Annotated in this window: 17 protein-coding genes; 11 read left to right on the top strand and 6 right to left on the bottom strand. The window is 54.6% G+C overall.

What is annotated here, in order from left to right; translation table 11 throughout:
- Positions 1-3: 3 nt before the first annotated feature.
- From thrS to COO59_RS04650, 4 genes are all read right to left on the bottom strand, one after another.
- Positions 4-1,932 carry a threonine--tRNA ligase gene (thrS, locus tag COO59_RS04640; RefSeq protein WP_103058658.1) on the bottom strand — a complete coding sequence of 643 codons (1,929 nt, stop codon included), beginning with the start codon at positions 1,930-1,932 and terminating at the stop codon, positions 4-6.
- Positions 1,933-2,223: 291 nt separating this feature from the next.
- A complete protein-coding gene (locus tag COO59_RS04645) occupies positions 2,224-2,502 on the bottom strand; it encodes a hypothetical protein (RefSeq protein WP_103058716.1) in 279 nt (92 codons plus the stop codon).
- A gap of 213 nt (positions 2,503-2,715) precedes the next feature.
- Positions 2,716-2,871, bottom strand: a complete 156-nt coding sequence (locus COO59_RS20890) for a hypothetical protein (protein WP_165786487.1) — start codon at positions 2,869-2,871, stop codon at positions 2,716-2,718.
- Entirely contained in the window at positions 2,864-3,160 is a 297-nt protein-coding gene (locus tag COO59_RS04650; protein WP_103058659.1) for a hypothetical protein, read from the bottom strand. The genes COO59_RS20890 and COO59_RS04650 overlap by 8 nt, the downstream gene beginning before the upstream one ends.
- Positions 3,161-3,375: 215 nt before the next feature.
- Here COO59_RS04650 and fdhF point away from each other — a divergent pair, with 215 nt between their 5' ends.
- From fdhF to COO59_RS04670, 4 genes are read left to right on the top strand one after another with little or no spacing between them, the layout of a single operon-like run.
- Positions 3,376-6,348, top strand: coding sequence for a formate dehydrogenase subunit alpha (gene fdhF / locus COO59_RS04655; RefSeq protein ID WP_103058660.1), 2,973 nt, complete (start codon positions 3,376-3,378; stop codon positions 6,346-6,348).
- Complete coding sequence (locus COO59_RS04660) at positions 6,348-6,836, top strand: hypothetical protein (protein WP_103058661.1); 489 nt, start codon at positions 6,348-6,350, stop codon at positions 6,834-6,836. Before fdhF ends, COO59_RS04660 begins: the two co-directional genes overlap by 1 nt.
- Positions 6,829-8,208, top strand: a complete 1,380-nt coding sequence (locus COO59_RS04665) for a cytochrome ubiquinol oxidase subunit I (RefSeq protein ID WP_103058662.1) — start codon at positions 6,829-6,831, stop codon at positions 8,206-8,208. The genes COO59_RS04660 and COO59_RS04665 overlap by 8 nt, the downstream gene beginning before the upstream one ends.
- Positions 8,205-9,158 (top strand): cytochrome d ubiquinol oxidase subunit II, encoded by a 954-nt coding sequence (locus COO59_RS04670; RefSeq protein ID WP_103058663.1) that lies wholly within the window; start codon positions 8,205-8,207, stop codon positions 9,156-9,158. Before COO59_RS04665 ends, COO59_RS04670 begins: the two co-directional genes overlap by 4 nt.
- A 106-nt stretch (positions 9,159-9,264) precedes the next feature.
- Here the strand turns inward: COO59_RS04670 and COO59_RS04675 are convergent, their stop codons facing one another.
- Positions 9,265-10,026 (bottom strand): DUF481 domain-containing protein, encoded by a 762-nt coding sequence (locus COO59_RS04675; RefSeq protein ID WP_103058664.1) that lies wholly within the window; start codon positions 10,024-10,026, stop codon positions 9,265-9,267.
- A gap of 497 nt (positions 10,027-10,523) precedes the next feature.
- On the opposite strand from COO59_RS04675, the gene ghoS reads away from it, so the two are divergent.
- Positions 10,524-10,817 carry a type V toxin-antitoxin system endoribonuclease antitoxin GhoS gene (gene ghoS / locus COO59_RS04680; protein WP_103058665.1) on the top strand — a complete coding sequence of 98 codons (294 nt, stop codon included), beginning with the start codon at positions 10,524-10,526 and terminating at the stop codon, positions 10,815-10,817.
- Positions 10,818-10,895: 78 nt separating this feature from the next.
- Positions 10,896-11,804 (top strand): fructosamine kinase family protein, encoded by a 909-nt coding sequence (locus COO59_RS04685; RefSeq protein WP_103058666.1) that lies wholly within the window; start codon positions 10,896-10,898, stop codon positions 11,802-11,804.
- Positions 11,805-11,809: 5 nt separating this feature from the next.
- Here the strand turns inward: COO59_RS04685 and COO59_RS04690 are convergent, their stop codons facing one another.
- Positions 11,810-12,346, bottom strand: coding sequence for a YniB family protein (locus COO59_RS04690; protein WP_103058667.1), 537 nt, complete (start codon positions 12,344-12,346; stop codon positions 11,810-11,812).
- 158 nt (positions 12,347-12,504) lie between these two features.
- Here COO59_RS04690 and hxpB point away from each other — a divergent pair, with 158 nt between their 5' ends.
- The 5 genes from hxpB to COO59_RS04715 all read left to right on the top strand — a co-directional run bounded on the left by hxpB (position 12,505) and on the right by COO59_RS04715 (position 17,335).
- Positions 12,505-13,176 (top strand): hexitol phosphatase HxpB, encoded by a 672-nt coding sequence (hxpB, locus tag COO59_RS04695; RefSeq protein ID WP_103058668.1) that lies wholly within the window; start codon positions 12,505-12,507, stop codon positions 13,174-13,176.
- A gap of 258 nt (positions 13,177-13,434) precedes the next feature.
- Positions 13,435-14,271: a 5-dehydro-4-deoxy-D-glucuronate isomerase gene (gene kduI / locus COO59_RS04700; RefSeq protein WP_103058669.1), complete on the top strand. Its 837-nt coding sequence runs from the start codon at positions 13,435-13,437 to the stop codon at positions 14,269-14,271.
- A 22-nt stretch (positions 14,272-14,293) separates the two neighbouring features.
- Positions 14,294-15,055 carry a 2-dehydro-3-deoxy-D-gluconate 5-dehydrogenase KduD gene (gene kduD, locus COO59_RS04705; protein WP_103058670.1) on the top strand — a complete coding sequence of 254 codons (762 nt, stop codon included), beginning with the start codon at positions 14,294-14,296 and terminating at the stop codon, positions 15,053-15,055.
- 124 nt (positions 15,056-15,179) lie between these two features.
- Positions 15,180-15,755, top strand: coding sequence for a metal-dependent hydrolase (locus tag COO59_RS04710; protein ID WP_103058671.1), 576 nt, complete (start codon positions 15,180-15,182; stop codon positions 15,753-15,755).
- Positions 15,756-15,943: 188 nt separating this feature from the next.
- Positions 15,944-17,335 carry an L-cystine transporter gene (locus COO59_RS04715; RefSeq protein WP_103058672.1) on the top strand — a complete coding sequence of 464 codons (1,392 nt, stop codon included), beginning with the start codon at positions 15,944-15,946 and terminating at the stop codon, positions 17,333-17,335.
- Positions 17,336-17,372: the final 37 nt, after the last annotated feature.

A 17,372-nucleotide genomic window follows, 5' to 3' on the forward strand; every position in this document is an offset into this window, starting at 1 on the left:
ACCTTATTCCTCCAATTGATGAAGATTGCGGCTGCGTATTTCTTGCTGCAGCTTCTCGATCAGCACATCCACGTCCATAGACCCAAGGTCTTTACCGCGGCGGGTACGTACAGCCACTTTACCGGCTTCTACCTCTTTATCACCGCAAACCAGCATATAAGGGACGCGACGTAATGTGTGCTCGCGAATTTTAAAGCCAATCTTCTCGTTTCTCAAGTCTGCTTTTACACGAATGCCCGCATTCTGCAATTTTCGCGTTAATTCGTTGACATAATCAGACTGCCCGTCGGTGATATTCATCACCACTGCCTGTACCGGTGCCAGCCAGGTTGGATAAAAACCGGCGTATTCTTCAGTCAGAATACCGATAAAGCGTTCCATTGAACCCAGAATAGCACGGTGAATCATCACCGGCACCTGTCGTTCATTATTTTCACCTACATAAGAAGCGCTCAGACGGCTCGGCAATGAGAAGTCGAGCTGAACGGTGCCGCACTGCCATGGACGATCCAGACAGTCATGCAGAGTGAATTCAATTTTAGGACCGTAGAATGCGCCCTCGCCCGGCTGATATTCGAACGGAATAGCGTTCTCTTCCAGCGCCGCAGCCAGATCCGCCTCTGCGCGATCCCATAATTCATCGCTGCCGATGCGTTTTTCCGGACGGGTAGACAGCTTCACCACGATTTTTTCAAAACCGAAGGTGCTGTACATGTCGTACACCATCTTAATACAGCTGTTAACCTCAGCGCGTACCTGCTCTTCCGTACAGAAGATATGAGCATCGTCCTGGGTGAAGCCGCGTACGCGCATCAAACCGTGCAGCGCGCCGGAAGGCTCGTTACGGTGGCAGCTGCCAAACTCCGCCATACGTAATGGCAGATCGCGATATGATTTTAGACCCTGATTGAAAATCTGCACGTGTCCGGGGCAATTCATCGGCTTAATGCAGTATTCACGGTTTTCGGAAGCGGTCGTAAACATCGCTTCTTTATAGTTTTCCCAGTGGCCGGTTTTTTCCCACAGTACGCGATCCATCATGAACGGACCTTTGACTTCCTGGTACTGGTACTCTTTCAGCTTACTGCGAACAAACGTTTCCAGCTCACGGAAGATAGTCCAGCCATCGTTGTGCCAGAACACCATACCGGGCGCTTCTTCCTGCATATGGTAAAGATCGAGCTGCTTGCCAATCTTGCGATGGTCACGCCTGGCCGCCTCTTCCAGACGCTGCAGGTAGGCGCTCAGCTGCTTCTTATCTGCCCATGCGGTGCCGTAAATGCGCTGCAGCATCTTATTGCTACTGTCGCCACGCCAGTAGGCGCCAGCGATTTTCTGCAGCTTAAAATGATGGCAGAACCGCATAGTAGGCACGTGCGGCCCACGGCACATATCGACATATTCTTCATGGTGATACAGGCCAGGACGATCGTCATGGCTGATATTCTCATCAAGAATGATAGTTTTGTAGTTTTCGCCGCGTGCGGCAAATACGTCACGCGCTTCCTGCCAGCTGACTTTTTTCTTAACAACGCTATAGTTCGTTTCGGCCAGCTCATGCATGCGCTTTTCCAGCCGATCGAGATCTTCCTGGGTCAGAGTATGGTCAAGGTCGACATCATAATAGAAGCCATTATCAATAACCGGACCGATAGCCATTTTCGCGTTTGGCCAGAGCTGTTTCATGGCGTGACCCAGCAGATGCGCGCAGGAGTGACGAATAATCTCCAGACCGGCTTCATCTTTCGCGGTAATAATGGCAACGCTGGCGTCTTCTGCGATCGGGTCGACCGCATCTACCAGTTCACCGTTAACACGACCGGCGATACAGGCTTTTGCCAGGCCCGGACCGATATCTTGCGCAATATCCATCACGCTAACAGGACGATCGAAGCTGCGCTGACTGCCGTCAGGAAGGGTAATTACAGGCATTTCATATCCTTAATTGCAGTGGTAACCCACACGAAAGATTACATGCAAACATTGGTTAGAAGTTAATTTTCAACGGATTACCGGCCAAAACTAACCCACAGTTGTTAATTTGGTACGCAGCCTGGTACACATAGGCAAAAGTGACCTGGCCGGGTAATAGTTGAAGAGCGAACATCTTACACGCTAAAGAGATGATGTTAAACAAGTGTTTGCCCGGCGTTCGCCATGTCGCCGGGATTTTTATGGCTGCGGATGTCCAGGCTAATTCATGCCCCGCTTCGTTGCCGATTTTTATCCGATCGCAGACTTAACCGCATACAAAATGCACGGGGTAAAACAGGCAAGCAAAATGCCGGTAAAACCGCATATGCTGGTAAGCCTGACATCTGAAACGCTCAAATAGTCGAAGAGCGGGCTTTTAATTAAAATAAAATATTGCAGGGCGGTATATCCCAGAAAAAGCAGCAGGAACATAATCAGGCTTTTGAGGGTAAAATTTATCCACTCGTTTAAGCCCATTTTGTCATTTTGGTTAAACGCTTTTTTATAATCACGGAAAAATGCAGACATTTTCATCACAGTAACTTTTTAAACCGCTTTAAACTTTAACCTGAATAATTAAGTTAGTAAGCAAAAGTTTGTAACTTTATCGGAGCGTTAACGATCGGGTATATCTGTAAATAGGGCTTATGCCGTTATGCCGCCAACTAAAAATCCCCGGCGCAGGCGCAAAAAAACGGCCCACATTGGCGGGCCGTTAGCGCTTTTAGAAAGCCGGTTTGCTTACTGCTTTTTATCGCTACAGAGCCTGTCCCACAGCTCATTATGCGTATTAATCGCGCGTATAGTACGTACGTCCATCACTTCCGCATCGTTGCCATGCGTATAAATGGGCTGAAATAGCGTACAGGATGAATCGACGCTGGCGCGGTCAATCATCGAGGTTGTATTTCGACTGGCGCAGCTTGTCACGAGCAGCAGCGTCACTGAGAGCAACGTTAGACGTTTCCACATGTTTAGCCACCTTAATATTATCCGCCTGTTTTTGTGTACTCGCCTCGGCCTGTTGGGTTTGCAGCTGTGCCGCCGCTACGTCCGCACGAGCCTTCTCCTGCGTCTTGCCGATTTTTTTTCCACCGAAGTAAGAGCCTACAAACCCGATAATGATTGCCAGCCCTCCCAGTACCCAACTCCAGCCCCCGGACAATAACGATATTATCTCACTCATGATCAGGCCCTCCGCTTCAGCCAGCCTTACTTTAAAGCGTAGGCAGCAACCGCAGGCGCGCAACTCATTGAAATAATTTTTATCATTTGCGTTCGGATTTTTTTACCCCCTTCTTTGCCGGAAATGCCGTCACGGTCTACCTTCAATGACATAACTTTACGAAAACAGGGAAAAATCACAGGAAGTGGTGATGCAATGTCTTATGAGAGCACCCGATGAGCCAAAATACCTGCACGATTATCTACAACGGCGAACACCTGAGCGGTGAAGCCGACCAGCCGCTGATCGATTTTTTGCAAGCCCAGGGTAAAATCCTGCCCCACGTTTGCTATCACCCTTCCCTGCCTCCGCTGCAATCCTGCGATGTCTGTTGGGTGGAATATCAGGGCGAGCTGGTGCGCGGCTGTACGCTGCGTACTTATGATGGCCTGGACATATCCAGCCATCACGCTGAGGCGAAAGCGGCGCAGGAAGAGGGTATGGATCGTCTGCTGGCGCGCCATGAACTCTACTGTACCCTGTGCGAGCACAATACCGGCGACTGTACGCTGCATAACACCGTCGCCGATATGCATATCCCGATTCAGTATTATCCTTACCAGCGCAAGCCGTACCAAAAAGACGAAAGCAACCCGTTCTACACCTACGATCCCGATCAGTGCATCCTCTGCGGACGCTGCGTGGAAGCGTGTCAGAACGTTGAGGTCAATGAAACGCTCTCTATCGATTACAGCGCGGAACATCCGCGCGTGCTGTGGGACGGCGGCACCCAAATCGCCGGTTCCAGCTGCGTAAGCTGCGGCCACTGCGTCACCGTTTGTCCCTGCAACGCGCTGCTGGAAAAAACCATGCAGCCCAACGCCGGGCCGTTTACGGCGATGCCGGAAGACCTTAAGCGACCAATGATCGATTTAGTGAAGTCGCTGGAAAACACCGTTGGCGCGCCGCCGATAACCGGCATTTCGCTGATGGATATGGAGATGCGTCAGAAAGAGATCAAAAAAACCAAAACCGTCTGCACCTATTGCGGCGTCGGCTGCAGTTTCGAAATGTGGACGCGCGATCGCCACATCCTGAAAGTTCAGCCGGTGGCCGATGCCCCGGTGAATGGCATCTCAACCTGCCTGAAAGGGAAGTTCGGCTGGGATTTTGTTAACAGCCAACAGCGCCTGACGACGCCGCTTATCCGCGAAAACGGGCGCTTCCGTTCGGCCAGCTGGGATGAGGCGTTGGATCTCGTCGCGCAGCGGCTCAAAACGATTGCGGCGCAGCACGGCGGCGACAGTATCGGTTTTATCGGTTCCAGCAAGGGCAGCAACGAAGAAGCCTATCTGACGCAAAAAATAGCCCGTCTGATTTTTGGCACTAACAATGTCGATAACTCCTCGCGTTACTGTCAGAACCCGGCGACCGAAGGGCTGTTCCGCACCGTCGGCTACGGCGGCGACGCGGGCACCATTGACGATCTGCAGAAGGCCGATTTAATCATTATTGTCGGCAGCAATCTGGCGGAAAACCATCCGGTTATCGCCTCGCGTCTCAAGGCCGCGCAGAAACAACACGGACAGAAACTGCTGGTAGTCGATCCGCGCAAGCATGAAATGGCCGAGCGTGCCGACCTTCATCTACAGATCGAACCCGGCAGCGATAGCCTGTGGGCCTCGGCGATGTCCCGTTATATGTTCGAACATGGCTATGCGGACGAAGCTTTTCTGGCCGAAAAGGTCAATCAGGTGGATTCCTATCGCGCCTCGCTGGCGCCTTTTACCCTGGACTACGCCAGCGAGCAGACCGGACTGAGCGTTGAACAGATGATTAACGCGGCGGAGATGATCGGCCAGGCCGAACGGGTCTGTCTGCTGTGGGCAATGGGCATTACGCAGCACAGCCACGGCGCGGACACCAGCACCGCCCTCTCTAATCTGCTGTTGGTCACCGGCAATTATGGCCGACCGGGCACCGGCGGCTATCCGATGCGCGGTCACAATAACGTACAGGGCGCCAGCGACTTCGGCTGCCTGAGCAATATCTATCCCGGCTATGAAAAAGTCACCGACGCAGCGGTACGGGAAAAGTGGGCGCATGCATGGGGCGTTGCGCCAGAGGCGCTCTCCAACAAAGCCGGAGCGGATAACTATCTGATGGTCGAGCACGCGCACGAAGGTGCGTTGAAAGCGATGTATATCATCGGTGAGGAAACCGCCTATTCCGATTCGAACTCCACCAAAGTGCATGAGGCGTTCAGCAAGCTGGAATTTATGGTCGTGCAGGATATTTTTATGAGCCGCACCGCGGCTTTTGCCGATGTGGTGCTGCCGGGCTGCCCCAGCGTAGAAAAAGAGGGAAGCTACGTTAATACCGAGCGCCGTATTCAACGTTTTTACGAGGTGATGCCGCCGCTGGGCAACAGCCTGCCCGACTGGCGCATTCTTACCGATCTCGCCGCCCGTCTTGGTCATCCCTGGAACTATACGCATCCGGGAGAAATCATGGCGGAAGCCGCACGCATCGCCAACATTTTTGCCGGCGTGAGCTATCAACGTCTCAGCGGCTGGCAGTCGCAGCTGTGGCCGGTAAAACCGGACGGCAGCAGCACTCCGCTACTCTATACCGATGGCTTTAAGTTCCCCGACGGCAAAGCGGTGCTGTATCCCATTAGCTGGCAGCCGCCGCAGGAAATGCCGGACGACGAATACGATCTGTGGTTAAACAACGGCAGGATGCTGGAGCATTTTCAGTCCACCAATCAAACCGGGCGAGGCGGCCGTATGCTTTCGCTTTCGCCGAACGGATTTGTCGAAGTCAGCCCGCAGCTGGCTCAGGAGCGTCAGATCCATCAGGGCGACTGGGTGAGCATCGAATCGCGGCGTGGCGCGATGCAGGTGCCGGTGGTCATCAGCGAACGCGTAGCGGGCAACGTGCTGTTTATGCCGATTCACCACGGTAAGTCTGGCGTTAACAGCCTGACCGGCGAACATCACGATCCTGACGTTAACACCCCGGCATACAAAGAGATCGCGGTGAAAATGGTCAAGCTGGCGCATCCGCCGCTGGCAGAGCCGCTGCCGCGCCAAAACTTCCGCCACGGCAACCGTAGTCCGCTGGCGGGCCTGCCGATCGAAATCAAATGGCAGCAGGAGGGTTACACCCTTCCTCCTGAACACACTCAACATCCGGAGAAATTTTAATGGCTGAGCCTATAAATTATGATGTCCCGCCAACCAAAACCGAGCCTGATGCCCATGATGCGCTGCATGAGCTATTGCACAGCCTGCACCACCACGGATTTCTGCGCCTGGCCAACGATATGGTGTCAGCCAATACGCAGATTGCGAAGGTACTGGTGGAGGGGTTAAGCAAACCCGGCTCACAAAATGCGATGCAAAACCTCTCGGTACTGCTGATGGCGCTGTCCGATATTCCGCCGGGAGAGTTCCATAAAACTGTCTACGCGGTGAAGTCAGCCTTAAATGCGGTTAATCAGCATGCTGAAACCCAGCAGCAGCATGAGGTTGCGCCCGGCGTCAGCGGCACCTGGAAGCTGCTGCACGACGAGAGCTTATGGCACGCGGTCATGCCGCTGGTTGCCGGATTAAAAGCGTTCTCCAGCGCGATGGAACAGCCAGCCCCGGAAAAGCCCATCAGCGCCTTTAGCGGTAAAGACAGTCATGCCTGATGCGGAGCTGACGCTGCTGCTCTCCCGCGTCCAGTTTGCGGTGACCATCGGCCTGCATATTATCCTCGCCGGCTTCAGCTTTGGTCTGTCGATATGGCTGGTGGCGCTGGAGGGCGCATGGCTGTGGCGCAGGCAGCAGCGTTATTTAGATCTGTATAATTTCTGGCTGAAGATTTTTGCCTTAAATGTGGCGGTAGGCGTAGTTACCGGCGTGGTGATGGAATTTCAGTTCGGCACCAACTGGGCGCCGTTTATCGAACGCGTTGGCGGCCTTATCGGCCCGATGATGTTTTATGAAGTGCTGGTCGCCTTCTTTCTGGAGGCGGGCCTGATGGGCGTAATGATGTTTGGCATGGGGCGCATCGGTCCACGCCTGCATTTTATGGTAACCGTGCTGGTGGCCATTGGCGCGTTAATCAGCGTTTTTTGGATCCTGGCGGCCAATTCATGGATGCAAACGCCCGCCGGTTTTTTCCTTGACGAACAACATCGCTTTCAGCCGCAAAGCTGGATGTCCATTATTTTTAGCCCTTCTTTTCCCTGGCGCACGGCGCATATGCTGCTGGCGATGCTGATCGGCACCGCTTTTATGGTGGCCGCCGCCGGAGCCTGGCAGCTTTTACGCCACAACAATAATAGCCGGGCTCGCCTGATGCTGACCATAAGCCTGTGGCTGCTGCCTTTTCTGACGCTGACCCAGGCGGTAGTGGGCGATCTTCACGGTGAAAACACGCTGGAATATCAGCCGACAAAAATAGCGGCGATTGAGGGCGACTGGCAGCGTCCGCCGCCGGGCGAAGGCGAGCCGCTGCGGCTGTTTGCGCTGCCCGACAGACAACAGCAGCGCAATCACTGGGAAATCGCGATTCCGCAGATAGGTTCTCTCTATCTGCGCCGCAATCTGAGCGGACAGATTAAAAGCCTGCGCGAATTTCCCGCCGAGGATATTCCCCCGGTCGCGCCGGTATTTTTCGCTTTTCGCCTGATGGTCGGGTTAGGCGTTCTGATGCTGGCGGTGAGTCTGACCGCACTGATCCAGCGGCTGCGCGGACGCCTGTGGCGCTCTCGCTGGCTATTAAAAACCCTGGTATTAATGGGGCCGTCGGGCTTTATCGCTATGCTCTCCGGCTGGGTCGTTACCGAGATGGGGCGTCAGCCCTGGACCGTTTACGGCATGGTGCGCACTGCCGACAGCGTCTCACCCATCTCCCCGCATCTGGCGATCGCCTCCCTCTGCGCTATTTTACTGGTCTATGGCCTGGTGTTTACTATTGGGCTGCGCTATCTGTTGCATTACGCCAGCAAAGCGCCGCAGGCTGATGAGCCCAGCCCGGCGCAGGAGATGCAACCCAAAGGCGGAGGAGAAAAATGATCCCCCTGACGCTGGATGATATTTCTGCCGCCACGCTCGCGGTTTCGCTGTTGATGTATCTGCTGCTGGACGGCACCGATCTCGGCGTGGGAATGCTGCTGTTTTTCTTTCGCGACGATGAATCGCGCCGCAAGCTGGCAGTCAGCATTCTTCCCGTCTGGGACGCTAACGAAACCTGGCTGGTGCTGCTGGCGGGCGGTATGCTGACGCTGTTCCCGGCGGTCTACAGCACGCTGTTCAGCGCGGTCTATCTGCCGCTGTTTATTATGCTACTGGCGCTGATTGGGCGGGCGGTGGCGCTGGAGTATCGCGGTCACGTTAACCCACGCTGGCACCGCTGCCTCGATTTAACGCATGTTATCAGCTCACTGATCGCTACCTTTATTCAGGGCGCGCTGGTCGGTCTGGTGATTGCCGGTCGTACGCAAGAAGGACCGTTCAGCTGGCTGACGCTTTATCCGGCGCTGTGTGGATTCGGCCTGATTGCCGCCTACCTGCTGTGCGGCTGCTGTTGGGTCCAGTGGCGCATCGCAGGATCGGAACCTGCGCTGGCCCACCAGCTGGCCTGGCTGTTTTTAATCCTTAGCCTGGCGCTAATGATCGCAATTAATCTGCTGGACAGCAGCACGCTGTTACAGGCGTGGCAACGGCTACCGGGCAAGATTATCCTGCTGCTGATGGCGCTGACGCTGGCTGCGCTGCTGCTGGCTTTCTATCGGGAGCTGCCGCTACTGTCGCTTATACTGGTATTAACGCTGATCGCGTTGAGCTGGGCATTACTGATTGTCGGGCTCTATCCGTGGCTGCTGCCCGGTAAGCTAACCATTCAACAGGCGGCCGCCGCGCCGGCAACGCAGCTGTTTCTGTTAAGCGGCTATGGGATAATCCTGCCGCTCACGCTGGCCTATAACAGCTGGGCATTCTGGGTATTTCGCGCCAGGGTCCGTTAGCGCAACGCGAGGGTCATTAGCTGGCAGCCTGTTTGAAGGCGCGGGAGGCGTTAACTTCCCGCGCTTTAAATCGGTCTCTTCAGGGCTGCCAAAGGCAGCCCGTTTTTTACATCGCGTAAGAGAGCAGGATCTGCGTTTTGGTATCGGTATGATCCGGCGCGGACTCTGGCGGATTGTTATTCCAGGTCACGTTATAGGTAACCTTTAACGAGAAGTGCGCGTTAATCGCCACCTGCAGGCCGGTCTCCGAGTTAACCGTGGTGTTATCATTAAAGCTGCTCAGCACCGAAGCGCCCTGAATAAATTTCGCGGTATCGGTCAGCTGCCACTGATAGCTCAGCGCGCCGTAGCCCAGCGCCTGCGTCTCATGTCCGCCATCGTGGAAATCGTCATAACGCACGCCCGGACCAAATTCCATACGCAGTGAATGCACCGGGCCGTTCAGGATCTGACGACCGTAACCGGCAGCCAGCACGTCACGAGAATCATAGCCGTTAAAACGATCGCTAAGCCAGCTGGCCTGGCCGAACAGGTAATCGTTGTCGGTCATGTTATAGCGGGTACGTCCGCCAATCTGATACGTCTCGGAAGAGCGTTCATCATTAGACGAGGTATTCGCCGCGTTACCCCACAGGCTGTACGCGGTATTCGGCTGATACCATGTCATATTGGTCTGGGCCGTTAATGAAGAACTTTGGGTATTGCCGGTTTGCGCCAGGTAGCCCGCCGCCGCGTTGCCTTCAAAAGGTTTTTTAGCGGTGGAAGGATCGTCCATAACGGTAAAGACGGTGTTATCAGCCATAGCCTGGTGACAAAAAGCGCCGACAGAAAGTAATAGCGCAGCAGAATACCTGTTAAGCAAATTCATTTATTGTGATCCGTACGACAGTTTAAAAAAGAGAGAGTCTGAAGAGTTTTACGCTGTAAGCAACGTCATTTACCGTAAATTTTGTAAACAAGCGTTAAATAGCGCGAATACCTAAGCATCCAGAGGAAAAGGTGCTACGAATTGGATTTTTCTTATTAACGGCGCGCATTATAAAGGGTAAGCAAGCGAAACGCAGTACGGCGGAGAAAATATTTATTTCCCTTTAAAATCAAATAATAATAATGAATAGCAGCCTGTTTAACCCTGTCAACCGCGCGGCGCCTGGCCCGGCTTACCCACTGTGAGCCTGACACGCTGCAGGCGTCCGGCTTTATGGCGATAACGTTTCCAGCGATACATCGTCGGTTGCGCCCGGCAGCAGTTCAGCCGCTATTGAATAATAATTAGCTGCGTTATGCAGGCCGTTTGGTTACCGATTCGCTCCTTTGGCGGTGATGGTCTAAGCTGAAAATTCTTTCGGGAACAATGAGGTGAATATGAGCCCATCAGGCGTGACCCGCTATGTCGTCACCTTCCGTTACGAGGATAAAGGGCTGGCTGCCGGTCTGGAACTGAACAGCGCGATGACCAACGGCGGTTTCACCACCACCCTGCAGGATGATGACGGCCATACGCACGAACTGGGTAGCAACAGTTACGGCATTGTCAGCGCCAAAAGTGCTGAAGAGGTTCGTCAGCAGGCCGCCAGCATCGGCGAGGTAGCGCTGGACCATGAACCAGAGGTTGATGTGCAAACCTTTGCGGATTTTATCCAGCAAAACCGGCCTTAAAGCCTGACGTCCGGCCTGTGCGCTCGCGCTAATTTTACCTACGCTTTATCATTACACAGCGAAAATGAGGATAGCCCCATGTGGTCAGCCATAAGTCGTCTGTTGAGTGAACTGTCAGAAAATGCGGAAATTACCCAGCGCACGGAACTGCCCGCCGGAGAGCTCCATTCTGCCTGGCAGATACGCTATGGCGAACATCAGATATTCGTGAAGTGCAATAGCCAGCAGATGCTGGACGTGTTTACCTCGGAAGCGGATCAGCTGGCGCTACTGGCGCGCAGCCAGACGGTACGGGTGCCGAAAGTGTACGGCATCGGCAGCGATCGCGATTACAGCTTTTTACTGTTGGAGTATATTCCACCGCGTCCGCTGGATGAGTCCAGCGCCTTTCAGCTGGGACAGCAGCTGGCCCGGCTGCATCAGTGGAGCGAACAGCCCCATTTCGGTCTCGATTTCGACAATAATATTACCAGTATGCCGCAGCCCAACGGCTGGGTGCGGCGCTGGTCACGCTTCTTTTCGGAACAGCGTATCGGCTGGCAGCTACAGCTGGCGGCGGAAAAAGGCATTCTGTACGGCAATACCGAACTGATTATCGACTGCGTGCAACGCGCGTTGGCCACTCATCATCCGCAGCCTTCCCTGCTGCACGGCGATTTATGGCCTGCCAACTGCGCGGGCAGCGAGAGCGGCCCGTGGATCTACGATCCCGCCTGCTACTGGGGCGATCGTGAGTGCGACCTGGCGATGCTTGCGCACTCTCCTGCTTTCCCGGAAAAAATCATGGCGGGTTATCAGTCAGTCTGGCCGCTGCCGGAAGATTTCGTCCAGCGTCAGCCGGTTTATCAGCTCTATTATTTGCTTAATCGCGCCAACGTTTTTGGCGGCAGCTGGCTGGGTGAGGCACAACGTGCGATAGGTCTGCTGCTGGAGCGGGATGAACAGGGAAAAAACGGGCCTGAGGAGATCGCCTCTCCGGCCCGCTGAGCCGTTCAGATAAAGCCGGTTAACGACAGAACAAAGTAGCCCGCCGCGGCGATAACGACCGGCAAAATATAGAGCGGGAAAATCTGCAGAAAAATGGTATGCCGCGGCACAACGATTTTTTCCTCCAGCTGCTGTCGGCTACGCCCTTCCTCTCCTTTTGCCTGTTCAAGGATCAGCATATCTTCGATCCCTTCTTTTATATGACGCGACTGACGCCACATACGCGCGCCGGAGGCCTGCAGCGCCAGGCCGACGAAAATCAGGATATAGATCAGCCAGAAACCGATATTGCCGCCCGCGTTAAAATCGGGTACTGGCGAATTACGCCAGAAAAATCCGAGAAACGGCGTATTAAAGCGGATCATATCGATCATCACGTGAATAAAATCGAGCAGAACCGCATCAATGCCGGGCCGCTTTTCGCTGTGTTTGAACATAAAGTTCATTAGCGATACCAGCGTAGAAATCAGCGCCGGTAGAAAAATAATCCAGCCGGCCACGCGTTTAATAATGGCAACACGGCCAGCCTGTTGATAAGTCATGGTTTCTCCTTGCACCTGTTGTCTGGCAATAAGTCTACCTGAATCAGGGAAAAGCGCCTGGAAAAAAGCGATGCCAGATATTTTATCCTGTCAGTCCGGCCATGCCTGATGAAAAGCTTCATGCTATGGTAAGACAAAATGTAAAAATGGAGCCTTGTATGACCTATACCCGACCTGTACTGGCCGCGATATTTGATATGGATGGATTGCTGATCGATTCTGAACCCTTATGGGACCAGGCTGAACTGGACATTTTTGCCACGCTCGATGTCGATCTGTCGCGCCGTAGCGAACTGCCGGATACGCTGGGCCTGCGTATCGATCAGGTGGTGCGCATGTGGTACGAAACGCTGCCGTGGAACGGCCCCAGCCAGCAGGAGGTCACCGAGCGCATTATTACCCGCGCGATTAATCTGGTGGAAGATAAGAAACCGCTGCTGCCGGGTGTGGAGCAGGCGCTGCAGCTCTGCCAGGCGCAGGGTTTGAAAATCGGTCTGGCCTCCGCCTCACCGCTGCATATGCTGGAGAAGGTGCTGGCGCTGTTTAACCTGCGCGACTATTTCGAGGTGCTGGTTTCAGCAGAGGCGCTGCCCTTTAGCAAACCGCATCCGCAGGTTTATCTGGACGCGGCGGCGCGCCTGGGCGTCGATCCGTTAAACTGCGTAACGCTGGAAGATTCCTTTAACGGGATGATCGCTACCAAAGCGGCGCGCATGCGGTCGGTGGTGGTTCCCGCAGCGGAATATCGCAGCGATGCCCGCTGGTCACTGGCGGACGTTAAGCTGGATTCGCTGTTGCAGCTGTCGGCACAGCAGCTGAAAGGATATTGATTTTTGCCCTGCCTGCCTGCGCTTTGCAGGCAGGCCATTCGCCACGGCCCACGCTGCTTTTTTCTGCTGTTTCTTTCATTTATGGCGGCCGCGCCTTCCGTTAGCCCGCCATGCTTTTTTCCGCAAACATGATCCGGCGAGCAAAATAAATAAAACGCCATTTCATTTTTATTGAATTCATATGTCGACCTGCCTATGATTCTGATAACGACCCGCGTAATTCTATTTTATGGGTTTCAACCTCAGAGAGGCATTGATATGCAAGTCCGTCAAAGCATCCACAGCGATCATGCCCGTCAGCTTGATACGGCTGGCTTACGGCGCGAATTTCTCATTGAGAACATTTTCGCTGCCGATAACTACACCATGACCTACAGCCATATCGACCGGATTATCATCGGCGGCGTGATGCCGGTGCGCCAGGGCGTAACCATCGGCAGCGAAGTGGGTAAACAGCTGGGCGTCAGCTATTTTCTTGAGCGGCGCGAATTAGGCGTGATCAATATTGGCGGGCCGGGCCTGATTGAGGTTGATGGCAAGGCCTGGGAAATCGGTAACCAGCAGGCGCTTTATGTCGGCATGGGCGCGCAGTCGATAGTATTTAACAGCGTGGATGCCAGCCAGCCCGCTAAATTTTATTACAACAGCGCCCCGGCCCATACGCGTTATCCCGACAAAAAAATCACCCTTGCAGAAGCCTCGTCCACTACGCTGGGCGATCCCGCCACCAGCAACCGTCGCACCATTAATAAATTTATCGTGCCGGATGTGCTGCCAACCTGTCAGCTCACGATGGGCCTGACCAAACTGGAGGAAGGCAGCCTGTGGAATACCATGCCCTGCCATACCCACGAACGCCGTATGGAAGTCTATTTTTACTTCGATATGGATGAGGAAAATGCCGTGTTTCATATGATGGGCCAGCCGCAGGAAACGCGTCATCTGCTGGTGCATAACGAACAGGCGGTGATTTCACCAGCCTGGTCGATTCACGCCGGCGTCGGCACCAAACGCTATACCTTTATCTGGGGTATGGTGGGTGAAAATCAGGACTTTGACGATATGGATCAGGTCAAAGTCAGCGAACTGCGTTAACGGCGATTACAGGAAGCATAAAATGGTACTGAATGCATTTAATCTTGCAGGGAAAGTGGCGCTGATTACCGGCTGTAATACCGGCCTGGGCCAGGGAATGGCCGTTGGACTGGCGCAGGCGGGCTGCGATATTGTCGGCGTTAACCACTCCGGCGCGAATGAGACGCCAGCGCTGGTGGCAGCGACCGGCCGCCGCTTTATCAATATTAACGCCGATCTGATGAACAGCAGCTGTATCCCGCAGGTAGTGGAACAGGCGGTTGCGGCCTGTGGCCGTATCGATATTCTGGTTAACAACGCCGGTATCATTCGGCGTCAGGATGCGATTGAATTCAGCGAGCAGAACTGGGACGACGTGATGAATATCAACAGCAAAACGGTATTCTTCCTCTCGCAGGCGGTGGCGCGTCAGTTTATCAGCCAGGGCAGCGGCGGAAAAATCATCAACATCGCCTCCATGCTCTCTTTCCAGGGCGGGATCCGTGTGCCTTCCTATACCGCCTCTAAAAGCGCGGTAATGGGCCTGACGCGTTTGATGGCCAACGAATGGGCGGCGCACAACATTAACGTTAACGCCATTGCCCCAGGCTATATGGCAACCAACAACACCGAGCAGCTGCGTAATGATGAAGGCCGCAGTCAGGAAATTCTGGGACGCATTCCGGCCGGACGCTGGGGTAAACCTGACGATATGATGGGCCCGGTGGTTTTTCTGGCATCAGCCGCATCTGATTATGTGAATGGCTATACGCTGGCCGTCGACGGCGGCTGGCTGGCGCGCTAGCGCTTACCAGACGGGGCCTGGCCCCGTTCGCTATTCACTTTTGGTTACAGCGTCACAACTTCCATTCTACTGGATAAATCCCCTATACTGGATACATTGACAGTTATGTATCCAGGTTATCTTCATGACGGCCGAAGGCCACGTTATTTTTGCCATCGCCAGCGCTATTTTTGCGAAGCGCGCTGAGCTAACGCCAGAGCTGGCTAACGGCGACTGGTGGCATATTATTCCGGCGGTTCTGTTGACCTGCCTGCTGCCTGATATTGATCATCCACGCTCAACGCTTGGCCAGCGTTTTCGCTGGATTTCACAGCCTGTCGCCCGGGCGTTCGGTCATCGCGGCTTTACCCACAGTTTGCTGGCGGTGCTGGGCGGCGTGACGCTGCTGCAGTTTAACCTGCCGCACGGCTCGCCGCTGCCCGGCGATGCCATGCACGGCATGGTATTGGGTTATCTCAGCCATATTGCTGCGGATATGCTCACGCCGGCTGGCGTGCCGCTGCTGTGGCCGTGCCGCTGGCGCTTTCGTTTCCCCATCCTGAATACCAAATCAGGCAATCAGCTGGAGCGCCTGTTCTGTCTGGCCCTTGTCGCCGGCGCGCTGTGGTTTCCGCCCGGAATGCCGCATTTTGGCGCTGACGGCTGGCCTGCCCGCGTCATGAATAATGTTCAGATGGGCATCGATCGGCTGCTTAACTAACCGCCTGCCGGGTTTGTATACGCAACCAAACAAAAAGTTATAACCCATTCCATTCGGATCTAATAACGTCAGGTTCTGACCTGATACCATGCCGCCCATTGCGTAACACTGCGCCAATAAAAACACTTCTTCCTGCCCCACAGGCTGCGCGTTAACGCGACTGTGGGGTAATCTCATGGAGAAAAAAAATGACCGTTCCACTTATTGTGAATATTTTGACGTTTATCGTCCTGCTGGTGGTGTTATCCCGGCTTGGCCGCCAGGGCTGGAGCCTGTCGAAAAAGGTACTGGTTGGTTTGATCATCGGCGTGCTGTTTGGCCTGGCGCTGCAGATAATCTACGGTGAAAACGCAGCGGTACTGAAAGAGTCGATTAGCTGGTTTAACGTGGTGGGCAACGGTTACGTCCAGCTGCTGCAAATGATCGTGATGCCGCTGGTATTCGTGTCCATTCTCAGCGCCGTGGCACGTTTGCATAACGCCTCCTCGCTGGGGAAAATCAGCCTGCTGACCATTGGCGTATTGCTGTTTACCACCGCTATCGCCGCGCTGGTCGGGGTATTTGTTACTACCCTGTTTGGCCTGAGCGCCGAAGGGCTGGTGCAGGGCGCGCAGGAAACCGCCCGTCTGTCGGCGATCCAGTCTAACTATGCGGGTAAAGTGGCCGATCTCAGCGCGCCACAGATGCTGCTCTCCTTTATTCCCAAAAATCCGTTTGCCGATCTGGCCGGCGCTAACCCTACCTCCATTATCAGCGTGGTTATTTTCGCCGCTTTCCTTGGCGTTGCCGCGCTGCAGCTGCTGAAGGATGACCGCGAGAAAGGCGAGCGCGTTCTGCAAGCGATCGATGTTTTACAGCTGTGGGTTATGAAGCTGGTACGCCTGATTATGAAGCTAACGCCGTATGGCGTGCTGGCGCTGATGACCAAAGTGGTCGCCAGCTCTAACCTGCAGGATATTATCAAGCTCGGCGGCTTTGTGGTGGCCTCTTATCTGGGCCTGGCGATAATGTTTGGCGTCCATGCCCTGCTGCTCTCGGTCAACGGCATTAATCCGCTGCGCTTTTTCCGTAAGGTCTGGCCGGTGATTACCTTTGCCTTTACCAGCCGTTCCAGCGCCGCCAGTATTCCGCTCAATGTGGAAGCGCAGACCCAGCGTCTCGGCGTACCAGAATCTATCGCCAGCTTCTCTGCCTCATTCGGCGCCACTATCGGTCAGAACGGCTGCGCCGGTCTTTATCCGACCATGCTGGCGGTGATGGTTGCGCCGACGATGGGCATTAACCCGCTGGATCCGGTATGGATTGCTACGCTGGTTGGCATCGTTACCCTGAGCTCAGCCGGTGTGGCGGGCGTCGGCGGCGGCGCAACTTTTGCCGCGCTGATAGTGCTGCCGGCGATGGGACTCCCGGTCACGCTGGTTGCCCTGCTCATCTCTATCGAGCCGCTGATCGATATGGGCCGCACCGCGCTTAACGTCAATGGCGCGATGACGGCCGGTTCCCTCACCAGCCACTGGCTGGGACAGACGGATAAAAAGCTGCTCAATAGCGACGAGCATAGCGAACTGGCGCATCGCTAACGCGAGGGCGTTCTGATAGTCGGCCTGAGCCTGCTGC

It is taken from the genome of Mixta theicola, from assembly GCF_002895925.1.
Lineage (GTDB): Bacteria > Pseudomonadota > Gammaproteobacteria > Enterobacterales > Enterobacteriaceae > Mixta > Mixta theicola.